15 protein-coding genes are annotated in these 14578 nt (G+C 59.0%); 8 read left to right on the forward strand and 7 right to left on the reverse strand.

The window, feature by feature from the left end; translation table 11 throughout:
• The first annotated feature begins 35 nt into the window (after positions 1 to 35).
• A complete protein-coding gene (locus tag EU556_RS07880; protein WP_135432955.1) occupies positions 36 to 947 on the forward strand; it encodes a glutamate--tRNA ligase family protein in 912 nt (303 codons plus the stop codon).
• Between the two features lie 181 nt (positions 948 to 1128).
• Entirely contained in the window at positions 1129 to 2691 is a 1563-nt protein-coding gene (locus EU556_RS07885; RefSeq protein WP_135432957.1) for a dienelactone hydrolase family protein, read from the forward strand.
• Between the two features lie 229 nt (positions 2692 to 2920).
• Here EU556_RS07885 and nfi read toward each other — a convergent pair whose 3' ends face one another.
• Entirely contained in the window at positions 2921 to 3607 is a 687-nt protein-coding gene (nfi, locus tag EU556_RS07890) for a deoxyribonuclease V (protein ID WP_135432959.1), read from the reverse strand.
• 196 nt (positions 3608 to 3803) lie between these two features.
• On the opposite strand from nfi, the gene EU556_RS07895 reads away from it, so the two are divergent.
• Both EU556_RS07895 and EU556_RS07900 read left to right on the forward strand, forming a co-directional pair.
• Positions 3804 to 4373, forward strand: a complete 570-nt coding sequence (locus tag EU556_RS07895) for a DUF1990 family protein (protein ID WP_135432961.1) — start codon at positions 3804 to 3806, stop codon at positions 4371 to 4373.
• Positions 4366 to 5094 (forward strand): DUF1990 domain-containing protein, encoded by a 729-nt coding sequence (locus EU556_RS07900; protein ID WP_135432963.1) that lies wholly within the window; start codon positions 4366 to 4368, stop codon positions 5092 to 5094. Before EU556_RS07895 ends, EU556_RS07900 begins: the two co-directional genes overlap by 8 nt.
• Positions 5095 to 5275: 181 nt before the next feature.
• Here the strand turns inward: EU556_RS07900 and EU556_RS07905 are convergent, their stop codons facing one another.
• Both EU556_RS07905 and EU556_RS07910 read right to left on the reverse strand, forming a co-directional pair.
• Positions 5276 to 6220, reverse strand: a complete 945-nt coding sequence (locus EU556_RS07905) for a multidrug resistance efflux transporter family protein (protein ID WP_135432965.1) — start codon at positions 6218 to 6220, stop codon at positions 5276 to 5278.
• A gap of 114 nt (positions 6221 to 6334) precedes the next feature.
• Positions 6335 to 6991 (reverse strand): cytochrome b/b6 domain-containing protein, encoded by a 657-nt coding sequence (locus EU556_RS07910; RefSeq protein ID WP_135432967.1) that lies wholly within the window; start codon positions 6989 to 6991, stop codon positions 6335 to 6337.
• 174 nt (positions 6992 to 7165) lie between these two features.
• Here EU556_RS07910 and EU556_RS07915 point away from each other — a divergent pair, with 174 nt between their 5' ends.
• Complete coding sequence (locus tag EU556_RS07915) at positions 7166 to 8206, forward strand: NAD(P)-dependent alcohol dehydrogenase (protein ID WP_135432969.1); 1041 nt, start codon at positions 7166 to 7168, stop codon at positions 8204 to 8206.
• Positions 8207 to 8327: 121 nt separating this feature from the next.
• Here the strand turns inward: EU556_RS07915 and EU556_RS07920 are convergent, their stop codons facing one another.
• From EU556_RS07920 to EU556_RS07935, 4 genes are all read right to left on the reverse strand, one after another.
• The gene (locus EU556_RS07920; protein WP_135432971.1) at positions 8328 to 9869 is read right to left on the reverse strand and encodes a serine hydrolase; all 1542 of its coding nucleotides are present in this window, start codon (positions 9867 to 9869) and stop codon (positions 8328 to 8330) included.
• A 132-nt stretch (positions 9870 to 10001) separates the two neighbouring features.
• On the reverse strand, positions 10002 to 10556 hold the full coding sequence (locus EU556_RS07925; RefSeq protein WP_135432973.1) for a hypothetical protein: 555 nt from the start codon (positions 10554 to 10556) through the stop codon (positions 10002 to 10004).
• Positions 10557 to 10564: 8 nt separating this feature from the next.
• Entirely contained in the window at positions 10565 to 11053 is a 489-nt protein-coding gene (locus EU556_RS07930; protein ID WP_135432975.1) for a hypothetical protein, read from the reverse strand.
• 152 nt (positions 11054 to 11205) lie between these two features.
• Entirely contained in the window at positions 11206 to 12402 is a 1197-nt protein-coding gene (locus EU556_RS07935) for a pyridoxal phosphate-dependent aminotransferase (RefSeq protein WP_135432977.1), read from the reverse strand.
• Positions 12403 to 12586: 184 nt separating this feature from the next.
• On the opposite strand from EU556_RS07935, the gene EU556_RS07940 reads away from it, so the two are divergent.
• The 3 genes from EU556_RS07940 (at position 12587) to EU556_RS07950 (ending at position 14554) form a co-directional block, all read left to right on the forward strand.
• A complete protein-coding gene (locus tag EU556_RS07940) occupies positions 12587 to 13117 on the forward strand; it encodes a DinB family protein (protein ID WP_135432979.1) in 531 nt (176 codons plus the stop codon).
• Between the two features lie 63 nt (positions 13118 to 13180).
• Complete coding sequence (locus tag EU556_RS07945) at positions 13181 to 13588, forward strand: hypothetical protein (RefSeq protein ID WP_135432981.1); 408 nt, start codon at positions 13181 to 13183, stop codon at positions 13586 to 13588.
• Between the two features lie 102 nt (positions 13589 to 13690).
• A complete protein-coding gene (locus EU556_RS07950; protein WP_135432983.1) occupies positions 13691 to 14554 on the forward strand; it encodes an SDR family oxidoreductase in 864 nt (287 codons plus the stop codon).
• The last annotated feature ends 24 nt before the right edge of the window (positions 14555 to 14578 follow it).

Below are 14578 nucleotides of genomic sequence, written 5' to 3' on the forward strand. Positions count from 1 at the left end.
GCCTGCTGAATGGCCCTGCCGGACCCCTCCTGCCCATGATGTTTCCCGCTGCTCCCGTTGTATCGCGCCTGGCGCCCACGCCCAGCGGCTTTCTGCACCTGGGCAACGCCGTCAACTTTACCCTGACCTGGCTGCTGGTTCGCCGCGCAAAGGGCCAGTTGCACCTGCGCATCGATGACCTCGACCGCGCTCGGTTTCGGCCGGCCTATCTGGAGAACATCTTCCGCACCCTGCAGTGGCTGGGCCTCGACTACGACCACGGCCCCACTGGCCCCGATGACTTCGAGCGGCACTACTCGCAACGGCATTTCCTAGGCCAGTATGAAACCGCCTTGCAGGCAACGCTGGCCTCACATCCTGGCCTGTTCTACACCTGCCGTTGCTCCCGCACCGAGCTGGCCCGCCAAGCCCTGCCCGATGGCCGCTACCCCGGTACCTGTCGCCCCGTGGCCTTGCCCGCCGATGCCCCCGATACGGCTTGGCGCGCCCATGTGCCGGAAACCACCTCCATCACCTTCCCCGACCTCTGGCAAGGCCCCGTAACCGTGCCGCTAGACCAGGTGCTCGGCGATTTTGTAGTGCGCAAAAAAGATGGTGCGGCCGCCTACCAGGTAGCCTCGGTGCTGGATGATGTGCGGCTGGGCATCACGTTTATTGTGCGGGGGCTTGATCTGCTGCCCAGCACAGCCGCTCAACTCTGGCTAGGCCAGTACCTACCACAAGCACAGCAGTTTCACCAGACGCAGTTCCTGCACCACGGCTTGCTGCTAGATGAGCAAGGGCAGAAGCTGTCAAAATCAACCCAGGCGGGCCACCAGCGCGGTATAGTTGAGGAGGCCAGCGGCCCACAGGTGGTGTACGCCGCCGTTGCCCGACTGCTAGGCCTGTCGGTGCAGGCGGGTAAGTCCTTGCAAGGCCTTCAAGATGGCCTAGGGCTTCTTGGCTGAGGCTGAATACCTAGATAGTATGGAGCTTAATACTGTATCGGTCTGGACATCAACAACGTGTGGTGAGGCATTTGAAGCCATAAAAATATAGTATATACAGTACCTTGTTTTGCATAGTAGTGCTCGTACATTTAGCTCATTGAACGTTTAACGGCTCACCAGCCCATCTTTCTTTACCGCTATGATTACCTCCTCTGTAGTCCGGATGGTTTTGCTTTTTCTACTATGCAGCGTAGGCTATGCTGCTCAGGCTGAATCTGGCTTTGCAGGCCTAGCGCCGGGGCCGCACCACGTGGGCGTGCGCATTGTGCAGCAGTATGACTACGCGCGGGGGTATAAAGGCAACACCGATCTGGTTACGGGAAAGCCAACAACGGGGGAGCGGGCACGGCCTATGCAAACACTGGTATGGTATCCTGCCCAGAAAGGAGGGGCCCCTGTTCGGTATGCTGAGTATGTACGCTCAGAAGCCACCGACGAAAACTTTACCCTTACCGAAGCCCAAGCAGATGCGTTTCTAGCCAGCAAACGCCAATGGTTTAGCGCTAAGGTGGGTCCAAAACAAGCGCAGACCCTGCTCGACCAGCGCATGTGGGCTGTACGCAATGCCCCTGCCGTAGCAGGTAAATTTCCGGTGATTATTTACGCGGCCGGGGGTGGCGGGGCCGCGCACGAAAATGCCGACCTGTGCGAATACCTGGCCAGCCACGGCTACCTGGTGCTGGCCAGCCGCAACCTAGGTACCCGCACCCGCAACATAAATATCGACGAGGAAGGCCTTGAAAGCACTGCCCGCGACATTGAGTTTCTGCTGGCATATGCCCAAACCCTGCCCCAGGCCGATATGGCCCATGTAGCTGCCACCGGCTGGAGCTGGGGTGGCCTAGCCAATGCCTTGGCCGCCTCCCGCGATTCTCGCATCAAGGCACTGGTCAGCTTCGACGGTACCCAGCAACGGGAATTTGCCAAGGCAGTATCCCGTACGCAACTCAACGTGCCGTGGCTGTACGTACAGCGCCGTCCTGAATCGGTGCGGGAACTGAGCGCCAACGGGATGGAAACCTCTTCTATTCTACTCAACGAGGCCAAGTACGCTGACCTCTACCATGTGGTAATGAACCCAATGGAGCACCCCGACTTTATGTCGTTAGGCCTGCGCGTAGCTCAGCCCCAACCAGCCAATGAGTACTCCAGAGCCGAAGTGGAAAAGGCTTACTACTGGACCTGCCGCTACACGCTGGAGTTTCTGAACGCCAACATAAAAGGCGATGCCAACGGCCGCCAGTTTCTTGACCGCACGCCCGCGCAGAATGGCGTGCCGGCCCATATGGCCCGCCAGTACCACTTACCTGCCCAGCAAGAACCGGCACCCACGCAGGCGGGCTTTGCGGCTGCGCTGGCCAAAGAGGGCTTCGGGCACGCGTTGGAAATTTACCGCCGCATGCAACAGCAGAATGCCTCGTTTGCTCTTCCTGAAGGGGCCATCAACACCTGGGGCTATCAGCTAATGCGCGACGTCCACGACCTGCCAGCTGCTCTAGCCATCTTCCGCTTCGGCACTGAGGTGTATCCCGGCAGCTTCAATCTCTTCGATAGCCTGGCGGAGGCCGATGAGCAGAACCAGGATACCACTTCGGCCATTGCACACTATCGTCGTTCCTTGGAGCTAAAGCCACAAAACATCAATGCCACGCAGCGTCTGAAAGCCCTCGGTGCTCCGGCCGCTGGCTCTGTTGGCAAGTAATATTAGGAGGTCGTCATGTCGAGCTTGCCGAGACATCTTGCTTGCTGACGTTGGAATAGTAACTCCATATACAGCACATCATCCTTCGCTGCCCTCAGGATGATGTGCTGTAATAGTGCTCTCAGCCGGTTTGATTACCATCACAACATCAGCACGCGAGATGTCGCGGCAAGCTCGACATGACGAGCTTTACTTTTTCAGGCTGGCCAACAGGGGTGCGTTGATATAGCTAGCGCAGTTCTTTTTTGAATTCCTCGGCCCAGTGGTCGGCGAGGCGAGTGGGCTCGGGGAGTTTGTAGCCGCGCAGGCAGGCTAGGGTGAGCCGGGTGGCCGTGGCTTGGTCGCAGCGGTGGCCCGGGCTCACAAACAGCGGGTTCACCTTGTCTTTGCTGCGGATGACTTCGCCTAGCAGGTCGCCATTTTTATCGGTGAGGGGTGAGGTGCTGCCTTTGGTGAGGCCAGGCTCCACGTAGTTGCCGGTGAGCTTTTGCTTGGCTACTCCGAAGGTGGGTTTGTTGAGTAATACGCCCAAGTGGGCCGCAATACCCATGCGGCGCGGGTGCGCAATGCCGTGGCCATCCACCATTATTACATCGGGCTTTTGCTGCAGCTTCTCGTAGGCCAGTACCACGTTGGGCGCCTCCCGAAACGACAGCAGCCCCGGAATGTACGGCAGCTCTACTACGCTGGTAGAATAGACTTTCTCCACGATTTCCAGCGAAGGAAACCGCAGTAATACAAACACCGACAGGATGGTTTCGGGCGTGGGAAACGACGAGTCGCAGCCGGCAATAAGCGTGGGCTCATTGGCCAGCGGCTCTTGGTGCACCCGGCTGCGCATGTCTTCCTGCAGGCGCGTGAGGTCTCGGACGATGGTGGGGTCGGCGGGGGGAGTGTAAGGGCGGAAGTAGGGCATAGCGGCACGGAATGAGGAGAGTAGAAGTGTACTCGTAGAAGGCCGCGCAGGTTCTTCCTATAGCTCGTCGGTTTTAAGAAAGTGGCCTAGCCCTAACTAGAAACGGGCGCTAGGCCACGTTGCCCACTAGCCGGGCCTTAACCCCCGCTTGGGCGGCTACGTTAGTGGCCTACAGACTCTCTGCACTCTCCCCGCTATGAACAAACCCGAGCAACCCGCCCACACCGGCAGCGGCCCCTTCTTTGAGCGCCGCTACTGGATTGATGTGCAGCACCCGCGCCAGTCGGCCCCGGAGCTGTTTCAGCACGTTAAGGACAACATCCCGGAGTACTCTCCTGATCTGCTGGCCGACTTCAATAAGGAGAAAGGCCAAGCGCACGAGCTGAACGTGGATGACGAATTCAGCATCAAGATTCTGGGCCCCTGGAACGGCGACGTGCGCGTGTCGGAAATTGGGGCCGACTACTTTGAGCTGGTGACGCTGAAAAACCACCCTGAGGCGGGCCGCATCCGGTTTTCGCTGGTGCCGCACCCTTCCTTGCCCGATACCGTTCGCTTCGAGATTCACTCCTGGGCCCGCTCCCGCGACGGCCTGGTGGCCTTCACCTACGATACGCTGGGCATGGGCAAGCGTGTGCAGCAGCAAACCTGGGAAACCTTCTGCCAGCGCGTAGGCGAGAAAAGCGGGGGCCTCCTGTTGGGCCCGGTGCACGTAGAGACGGTAAAGCAGTCTGATTCGGAAACCAACGTCTCACGCGATGCCTAACCCCATTCCGCTCTCCGAGCGCCAAAAAGCCCGCCTACAGGCCTATGCCAATGCTGGCGTCAACTTCGACCTGGAGCGAGCCGCCGACTACACCACTGAAAATGGCTGGCGCATAGACGACAATGAAACCGAGCTACCCGCCGAGCGGCTTGGCCCGCCAGAGCAGCACGGCTCCTGGGCCGCCGCCCGTGAGGTGCTGCGCAACTACACTTTCCCGCCACCCGACCTCATCACCGGCATATTTCTGCCCGATCAGCCCCTAGAGCAGCGCGTAATGGTGCTGCGGGGCCGATTCCTGTTTTTTACGTTTTGGTTTGGGGTGCGCATCGGGGGCGTTACCGATGAGCAGCGCACGCTGCCCAACGGCGAAACTGAGCAGGTGTGGGGCTACAACTACCGCACCCTGGAAGGCCATTTTGAGCGCGGACAAATTGACTTCACCATCCATAAGAACCTCACCACGGGCCGCGTGGTGTTTCACATTCACTCTTACTCTCAAACCGGCCGTATTCGCAACCCATTCTACTGGATTGGTTTCCGGCTATTTGGGCGCATGCTCCAGAAGCGGTTCGCGCGGCAGTCGATGAAGCGGCTGCGGGCGCAGGTGGAGGAGATGCTGCAGAAAGGGTGGCAGACGCCCGACACCCAGGAAGCCCCGCCTGTGCAACAAGCCGCTTCGCAAAAAGATGCGCAGGAGCAAATGGATAAAGCCACTTCCTAGGCTGAGCAGACAGTTAAAGCTAGAAATCAAGAACGTCATGTCGAGCTGGTCGAGACATCTCGCTCGCACCGTCTGGTTAGCATTTCGGCGTCAGCACGCCAGATGTCTCGACCAGCTCGACATGACGGGCTGTGATGGATTTACATTCTAGCGCCAACCCACCTCTAGGCCACTCCTGCTGCTACCGTAGCCGCGCGTACAGCCCAATACCCAGCACCACTAGCCCCATGCCCAGCCAACTGACGGGGGAGGGGAGGGGTGCCCCCAACAGCGTTACCTCCAGAGCCACCGTAGCCAGCAGCTCTACTGATTGGGTAGCCTCCACTGCCCCGAGCAAAGGTGCATTGTTGCCCACCAACGCCAGGGCGTAGTAGAACAAACTGGTGGCCAGCACTCCGGCCAGTAGGGCAATAATGAACGTGTAGCGCCACTGCTCTGGAGTGGGGCCCGGCCCCGTAGCTAGGCCTATAGCCGACAGCACCGCCCAAAAAGGCAAGCTGCCGAGCGTGAGGCCCAGTACCATCTGACCCGCATTCAGGCGCACCGGCTGGGTCTCCAGAAACACCAGAATTTTGCGGTTGGCCAATGGGTACAGAAATGTGGAAATTACCGTCAGCACGAACCCGAAGAGTGCACCTGCCGAGAACCCCTGGCGGAGGTTGTCTGCCTGCATCAGCACAATGCCCACCACTACCAGCGAGGCCAACCGCAGGGCCCGGAAGTTGAGCGGGGCGCGGTGGTCGGGGTACACGAAAGGCGTAATCAGCAGGCCCGAGAGCAGCACCAACTGGAACGAGCCCGCCACCAGCCAGGCCGGACTAAACTGCGCCGCCACGGCCACCAACGAGTAGAAGAGCCCAATGCCGATGGTGCCCCACCGCACCCACGTAGGCCAGGTGCTGCGCCAGAAACGCCAAAATGCCGGCCACTGCCCGCGCACCAGCAGCCACCCCGTGAGCAGCGCGGCCATGTAGCCATAGCGCAGCACAGCCGTCCAGATCCAGGGGCCGCCGCTGGTGGCCATGAGTCGGTTCAGCAGAAAGGTGGAGGAGAAGAAGCAAGCTCCCAGAGTACCCAGCAGAATGGCCCGCCAGGCATTGGGTGCGGCTGAAGAAGGTGCCTGCATGAATTCTTATCGGCCAAAAGAGGTGGCCTAGACAAAGCAACGGAAAAGAAAGAAGCCCACGGCCACCCGCTGGGGCAGACCGTGGGCTGGTAGCAGGCGCTAGGCCAGGAGGAGCTAGTCGTTCTCTACGGGGCGGCCGCCATGAATCATGTCGGAGGTGATGCCGGGCTCGTGCGTTACCTCGGCGCGGAATACTCCCAGGATGTGGGCCACCACAAAGGCAATGACGATGTACATAGAGACATTATGGATTTCCTTGGCCGTGTGCTCGATGCTACGGAAGTAATCCTCGAAGACGAGAATCAGGCCCGTAACCACCATCACAGCCAGCACTAGGTAAAAGGCGCGGTATGAGTAGCGCACCCACACACCCAGTCCCACGGTAGGGTCGCCCTGGGCGGTGCGGGCTTTTAGGCGGGCCAGCTTGGCGGCGGTGCGCTGCCCGCCCCGCTGCCGGAAACTCACCAGCACCCGGTAGGCCAGTAACACCGCCAGCGCCAGGCCAAGCCAGATGTGCCAGTCCCAGATGCGGTGCGATACAATGCGCGAGAGCCCGCGCAGATCGGCCGGGCTCATCTGCACACCTTTCTCGGCGAGTACCTTGCTGAACTCAGGAGCCAGCGTTTTGGTCCTGACAATCACCGACAGGAACAAAATAGTTAGCAGCTGAGCCATTACCAGCGCTGAGTTTGACCAGTGCCAGATGCGTAGGCCCAGGGAATTGCGTTTCAGGCCAGTGGTGGGCGTCGCTTGTTCGGTTTGCGGAGTCATAGATCAGAAAATGAGGGGAGTGGCAGAGCGGGGTAAGGTACAGGATAAAGGCATGTTATGCGCGGTAAACACAACCGTTCGGCCGCCAAGGTTGCAGGGCTGCGCAAACCTTACGGCCCTTGAGCCAGTTTAGAGGCTTCGCACTCATTTTTTGCCCCTCTACAACCAACCAGTATGACTGACGCTAAAGGCTACGCAGCTCCGGCCGTAAACGAGCCCCTCATTCCTTTCGATTTCCAGCGCCGCGATGTGGGCGCCCACGATGTGCGCATCGAGATTCTCTACTGCGGCGTGTGCCACTCTGATCTGCACCAGGTGCGCGACGAGTGGGGAGGCTCTATCTTCCCCATGGTACCCGGCCACGAGATTGTGGGCCGCGTGGTGGAAGTAGGCTCGCACGTGAAAAGCTTCAAGGCCGGCGACCTGGCCGGCGTGGGCTGCATGGTAAACTCCTGCCAGCATTGCCCCGAGTGCAACGAGGGCCTGGAGCAGTACTGCGACGAAGGTTTCGTGGGTACCTATGGCGCCATTGACCGCGACGGCACCGTGACCTACGGCGGCTACTCCAACCAAGTGGTGGTAACCGAGAAGTTCGTGCTACACGTGTCTGAAAAGCTCGATCTGGCCCGCGTGGCTCCGCTGCTATGCGCTGGCATCACCACGTGGTCGCCGCTGCGCCAGTGGAACGCCAAGGCCGGCGACCGGGTAGCCGTAATGGGCTTGGGTGGCCTAGGCCACATGGCCGTGAAATTTGCCGCCGCTCTGGGCTGTGAGGTAACCGTGTTCAGCACCTCGCCCAATAAAGAGGCTGATGCCCGTGCCCTGGGTGCCCACAAATTCGTGGTAAGCAAGGACAAGGAGTCGATGAAATCGGTATCGAACTACTTTGACCTGATCATTAACACCGTGTCGGCCACCATGGACCTGACGCCCTACATCAGCACCCTGCGCCTCGATGGCACCATGGTACTGCTGGGCGTGCCACCAGAAGCACCGCAACTGCACGCTTTTAACCTCATTTCCAAGCGCCGCCGCATTGCCGGCTCGCTCATCGGCGGCATTCAGGAAACCCAGGAAATGCTGGATTTCTGCGCCGAGCACAACGTGATGTCCGACGTGGAGGTAATCCCCATGAACTACATCAACGAGGCCTATGAGCGCATGCTCAAGTCTGATGTGAAGTACCGTTTCGTGCTAGATCTGGCTACGATTTAAGTGGCCTAGTGGCCTAGTGGACTAGGTAGGCCACTAATTAGGTTTAGCTGTAATCAAAAAGCCCCTCATGCTTCAAGTACGAAGCGTGAGGGGCTTTTTGGTGCTATATCATCCTGTATTGCTACAGCTTCCCGAACACGTAGGGGTCGTACTCTACGTAGTCGTTTACGCGGAGCTCTACGCTTTTCACCTTGTTGCCTTCCACCTCAAACTTGGCCGGCATCACCCCAAAAACTAGGTCAGAATACGTGGTGCGGAACTCCTGGCCATCCATGTAGTCGAGGGTGGCGGTGAGGCCTGGGTGGGTGGGGAATTGAATCAGCAGCTGCTTGCCTTTCTGGCTGATGGTAATGTGCCCGAATAGCTTGTTTTCAAACTCGCCCACGTAGGCGTTCAGGGGCAAAGCCGGCTTATTCTTTTTGGCAACCCGGTCCGCCAGCGCCTTGGTTGGATCAACCTGAGTGGCTTCATACTGTTGCTTACGCTTTAAGCCCTGGGCGCTACGGTCTACGTACGGTACGCCCAGGTAGCTGTCGAGGAGCTGGTAGCGCAACAGCTCGTAGAAGCTCTGGTTATCGTTGTTGGTCAGAATGGCAATGCCTAGGCCAGCTTCGGGCACAAAGCACACGTTGCTGACCTGCCCTGAAGCCCCGCCTGTATGCCAGAAAATTTGTTTTCCATTGTAGTCCGCCGCTACCAGGCCCAGCCCGTAGGTTACGAAATTCGTAGGAAACACTGCTGATTTGCGGCTTCTGACAACGGTGTTAGCGTCGCGGGTTTCGCGCAGCGCCGCCCACGGCACCACCTGCCGGCCTTCGTAGCGGCCACTATCCAGCTGGAAGCGCAGCCACTTGCCCAAGTCTGTTACATTAGATGCCATGCCGCCGCACGGGGCTATGTTGTCCCAGTTGTCAAACGGCACTTTCGCCAGCGGCCCAAACGTGTTGGAATACGCATACGCGATGTTAGAGCGTTGGGCAAAGCCCGTTACTGATACGTATGTGTTGCTCATGCCCAGCGGCTGCAGAAAATTCTGCTGCACGTAGTTTTCCCAAGAGGTACCACCCGTTGCGGCGGGTATCACTTCGCCGGCCGCCACAAAACCTGAGTTGCTATAGCCGTATTCGCGCCGGAACTGGCCACCAGGCTTCATCAGGCGCATGCGGCGCACGATTTCACCGCGCTCCAGGTTGGACTTGAAGAAGCTGAAGTCGCCCTGAAAAGTCTTGAAGCCGAAGTGGTGGCTCATCAGGTCGCGCACCGTTACCATTTGCGAGGCCACCGAGTCGTAAAGCCGGTAATCGGGCAGGTACTTGGTTACTTTCTCATCAAGGTTGATCTTCTTTTCCCCATCAAGCTTCGCCAGTGCCGTGCCCGTGAAGAGCTTGGTGTTAGAGGCAATCATGAACAGCGTATTGGCATCCACGGGCTCAGGCTTGCCCACTTCGCGCACGCCGTAGCCTTTTTGCACCACCACTTTTCCGTCTTTCACCACTACTATGGCCAGCCCCGGAACTTGCCATTGGCGCATGCCGCGCCGGATGTAGCTGTCGAGGCTGTCAGTAACGAACTGATTGGTGGTTGAGGTATTCTGAGCCTGCGCCATCACGCCCAGTAAGAGGCCACTCGCCACTAGGCCAGTCCGGAGAAAGGAGAAATTCATAAAGAGAAAAAGAGAAGCTGTCGGCCTGTGATGGCCGCGTCAGAAAAGCTTAAAGCTAATAGCCGACAGTCAGACTCCCGTCTATTCCTTTTCATCCAAGTGCCAAATTAATCCGGCTGCCCGCGTGAACTGCTACTTGCTTAGTACCACGGGCTCACCATATGGCTTGCGCTCAAGGGGCTGACCATCCAGGGTGAAACGTATCTGCTGCACGTACACGCTTTTGCAGCGGTCATTATTCTCCTTGAGGTCCAGCGCGCCATCCGCGATGTCGAAGCTGCGCTGGCTGGCCGGTACCACAATTCGGTACGATAGATATCCGCCCGTGCCAGCTTCTCGGAAAGAGAGCTGCAGGCTGTTGGGCGGATTGTTGAAAATGGTGAGAATATTGGGGTTGAGCGTGCGGTTGCCGGGCATCTGGCGCATGGTGTCGGTCGGCTGGGTGAGGCCAGCACCTAGGTAGAGCACCACGTATGCCGACTGCACCTCTTGCTTGCGGAAGCCCCGACCAGTAGCGGTGGTGTCGGTATCAAACTGAAAGGTCACGAAACCAGTGCTTTCCCGGGGTACATCCCAGCAACAGCCAGTGAGTAGCATACCGCAGGCACCCATGGCCCCCGCCGTCTGAAGTAAAGAGTAGAATAGCCGCATGCTAGGAAGAGGCCGCCCGCGGGTAATACGTTGCATGTGAGCAGCTACTCTTTCTCTACCGGGTATCGGAATGTGCCCTCCATGGTGAACCGCTTGCCGCCGCGGCCCGATTCGCAGACGGTGCAGCGGTAGGAGCCGGCCAGCCAATGCTTCTCGCCATTCACGGCCGTAATGGTCACGGAGCCGGGATTGTCAGGGCACGATTTGGAGTAAGCGGCCGTGTTGCCGAAGCGGTAGGAGGCGTCGCGGTTGCGCCCACTCAGGATTTCTTGGAAGCTGTAAGTGCCCGCCTGAATTGGAAACCGGTCGATCAGGATGGTGAGACCTTCCCCATCGGGGTCGTCGCGGCGGATGATATTAAGGCGCAGCGTACGGGTGTCGCTCAGGAAAAAGCGGGAGCTGATGGTGTCGGTGGCCACCGCCTGCCCGTTTATTCGCAGCGTCAGCAGCCGCACCGAACTGGAATCCTGACGGGCCGAACCCGTCGCTGCGCCCAGCAGCGGTAAGAAGAGGAGAGGGAGAAAGCACTTCATGGGCGAGGAAAGGCAATAATCAGCCCAGAAGATAAGAAGTTTTACAGAACGTCATGCTGAGCGGAGTCGAAGCATTTCTACCTCTGGCTAACCACTGGCCTAGAGAAGCGGTAGAGATGCTTCGACTCCGCTCAGCATGACGTTCTCTTTCATTACACCTGCCGGCCGGGGTACTCGCGTAGGGCTACTTCCAGGCAATCCATGGCGCGGTTGATGACGTCTTGGTTGACCACGTAGGCCATGCGCATCTGCTGGCGGCCTAGGCCAGGAGTGGCGTAAAAACCTGAGGCCGGCGACACCATGAGGGTTTCGTTGCGGTACGTAAATTCCTCTAGCAGCCACTTCGCAAACCGGTCGGCATCGTCTACGGGCAGGTGGCAGAGTACGTAGAAGGCGCCGCGCGGCAGGGGGCACCGCACGCCGGGCATGGCCTGGAGGCGGCTCACCATCAAGTTGCGGCGGGCCAGGTACTCGGCTTTGGTGTGGTCGAAGTAATCCTCGGGCAGGTCGGCGGCGGCTTCGGCCAGCAGCTGGCCTAGGCCAGGGGGGCATACCCGTAGTTGGGCCAGCTTGAACACCACGTCGCGCAGGGCTTTATTTTTCGTAACCAACGCCCCAATGCGGGCTCCGCAGGCACTGTAGCGCTTCGAGATGGTGTCGAGCAGCACAATGTGGTCGTCGGCGCCTTGTAGGTGCAGGGCGCTGGTGAAACTGGCATCGTAGCAAAACTCCCGGTAGGCCTCATCAGAGAGCAGAAACAGGTTGTGGCGCACGCACAGGTCCTTGATCTGCTCCAGCTCCTCGCGGCTGTACACGTAGCCGGTAGGGTTGTTGGGGCTGCAGATCAGAATGGCTTTGGTGCGTGGGGTAATCTTGCGCTCAAACTCCTCGATGGGCGGCAGGGCAAAGTCGTTTTCAATGTGCGAAGCCACGGCTACCACCTTGGTGCCGGTAGCAATGGCGAAGGCGTTGTAAGGCCCGTAGAAAGGCTCCGGCACAATAAACTCGTCGCCGGGATTGAGGCAAGCCAGCAGGGCAAAGGAAATGGACTCGCTGCCGCCGGTAGTTACCAGAATATCATCGGCCGTTACGTCGAGCCCCAGGTTTTGATAGTAGCCGGCCAGCTTTTGGCGGTAGCTCACCGTGCCCGCCGTAGGGCCGTATTCCAGCACCCGGATATCCGCTTGCTGCACCGCCGCCAGCATGGCCGGAGGCGTTTCTATATCGGGCTGCCCAATATTGAGGGGATGCACGATGATGCCGCGCTGACGAGCGGCATCGGCGTAGGGGCTGAGTTTGCGGTAAGGGGAGGCGGGCAAGGCCACGCCCCGCTGCGAAAGTTGGAGCATGGCCTTAAAGTTAGGTTGGGCCGCTTAGAATCAGATACCACTGCCGGAAATCTTACAATTTCTAACCTCGCATTATACGCAAGGCAAGGACGTTGAATCAGCCACTAGGCCAGTAACCTGCCCGCTTCTCCATCTAGAATTACTGCCCTCTACAACTCTAGGCCAGTCTGGCGGTTACTGCTGCATGACACCCGCTACTCTCCCCGAAGTTTGGCTGCGCGGACCGCTGCCCGACGTGCCACCGCTGCTCCAGCCCCTAGCTCACGCCCTACTGCAAGCCCGCGATGAAGTTGCTACGGCCCTAGGCCACTTCCCCGACGAGCTGCTAGCGGCGCGTCCGGCCGGTGTGGCGTCCGTGGGGTTTCATCTGCGCCACCTAGCTGGGGTGCTCGACCGGATGCAGGCCTACGCCCGCCACGAGCCTCTTTCTGAAGCTCAATTTCAGTACCTCGCCGCCGAGAAGGATGGCCCCGTAGTGCCCGGCACCCCCGATACTACCGCAACGTTGGTCCAGCGCTTCCACGAGGCGGTAGAGCAGATGCTGCGCACACTGCGCGCCACCCCCGAAGCCACGCTGCCTGAGTTTCGGCCGGTGGGGCGGCAAGGGCTGCCCAGCACGGTAATCGGGTTGCTGACCCACGCCACCGAGCACACCACGCGGCACGTAGGCCAGTTGCTGGTAACGGCGCGGGTGGCGCAGAGTGCCCTACGCTAGCGTATGCGTATGTGGCAGCGGCTGGTCTCTATTTTTACCCCGTCGAAACACCCCGTTCCTTCCGTGCAAGTACCACCTATCGGGCCTGAGGCGTCTACCATTGTGGAGTGCCAGCAATTGCTGCTTAAGAAGTTGAAAAGCGGAGAATTCGCCATGTCCTCTTCTGACAAGGAAGGCTACCGGGTGCTGTGCTACTACCACGGGGCCTTTCTTTATGCCGAAATAGGAGACGACGGAACCGGCCTGTCGCGCCTACGCAACGACGAGATTCTGCTGGATTACGTGTGGCGCAAGAACTCCTACAAGTTCGTAGAGAAGGAGGGCAACTACCAACGGAGCTACGACCTGACGGACGCGGAAAGGCTGGAAAGATGGCAGGCTGTACTGACTAAGCTGACGCCCTTCACCGAGAGCGGCAAACAGTTTGTAACCCGAATACTGGCGGAGTTTTCTGCCTTAGAGCGGGAGTAAACTAGCTAGCCTAAGAGTGCTGTAGGCCTGCTGTTTAGGCTGCTCAACCGTAACCCCGGCGCCGGCCTCGCGTTGGTAAAGACTCAATCTTTACCAAACGCTATGGAAAATAAACCAACCTCCCTGCCACCTCAACACCAAGATCAACAACCGGGCATTGAACAAGAAATGACCCCGAAGCCGGAATACATCCGGCCGGGTTATAAAGGCAGCGGTAAGCTCCAGGATAAAGTGGCCCTCATTACAGGCGGCGACTCCGGCATCGGGCGCGCCGTGGCCGTACACTTTGCCCGCGAGGGCGCCGACGTGGCTATTACCTACATGCCCCACGAGGAGCAGGACGCTTACGAAACCCGCCAGCTGGTAGAGGCCGAAGGCCGCCGCTGCCTCACTCTGCCCGGCGACCTGCGCGACCATGACTACTGCAAGAACATCGTGAGCCAGACCGTGGAAGAACTGGGTGGCCTGAACGTGCTGGTAAATAACGCCGCCGAGCAGTTCCCCAGCACCGATGTGGCCGAGCTACCTTACTCGCAGTTTGAAGACACCTTCCAGGTCAATTTCTTCTCCTTTGTGCGCGTGACCCAGGCCGCTTTACCTCACATGAAGGAAGGCGACTCCATCGTCAACACGTCGTCCATCAATGCCTACCGTGGCAATCAGCAGCTCGTCGATTACTCTTCCACCAAGGGAGCCATTACGGCCTACACGCGCTCTATTGCCCAGCAGCTAGCCGAGAAGAAGATCCGCGCCAACACTGTGGCGCCGGGCCCGATCTGGACGCCCCTCATCCCCGCCAGCTTCCCACCAGATAAGGTAGCTGCGTTCGGCAAAGACACCACCATGAAGCGCCCCGGCCAACCTTCGGAAGTAGCTCCGGCCTACGTATTCTTGGCTTCGGAAGATGCTTCATACATCACGGGACAGGCCATTCATCCCAACGGAGGTGAGGTGCTGAATACCTAGGCCAGTCTGGCTTTACTGAAAACC

Source organism: Hymenobacter fodinae (assembly GCF_004745825.1).
GTDB lineage: Bacteria > Bacteroidota > Bacteroidia > Cytophagales > Hymenobacteraceae > Hymenobacter > Hymenobacter fodinae.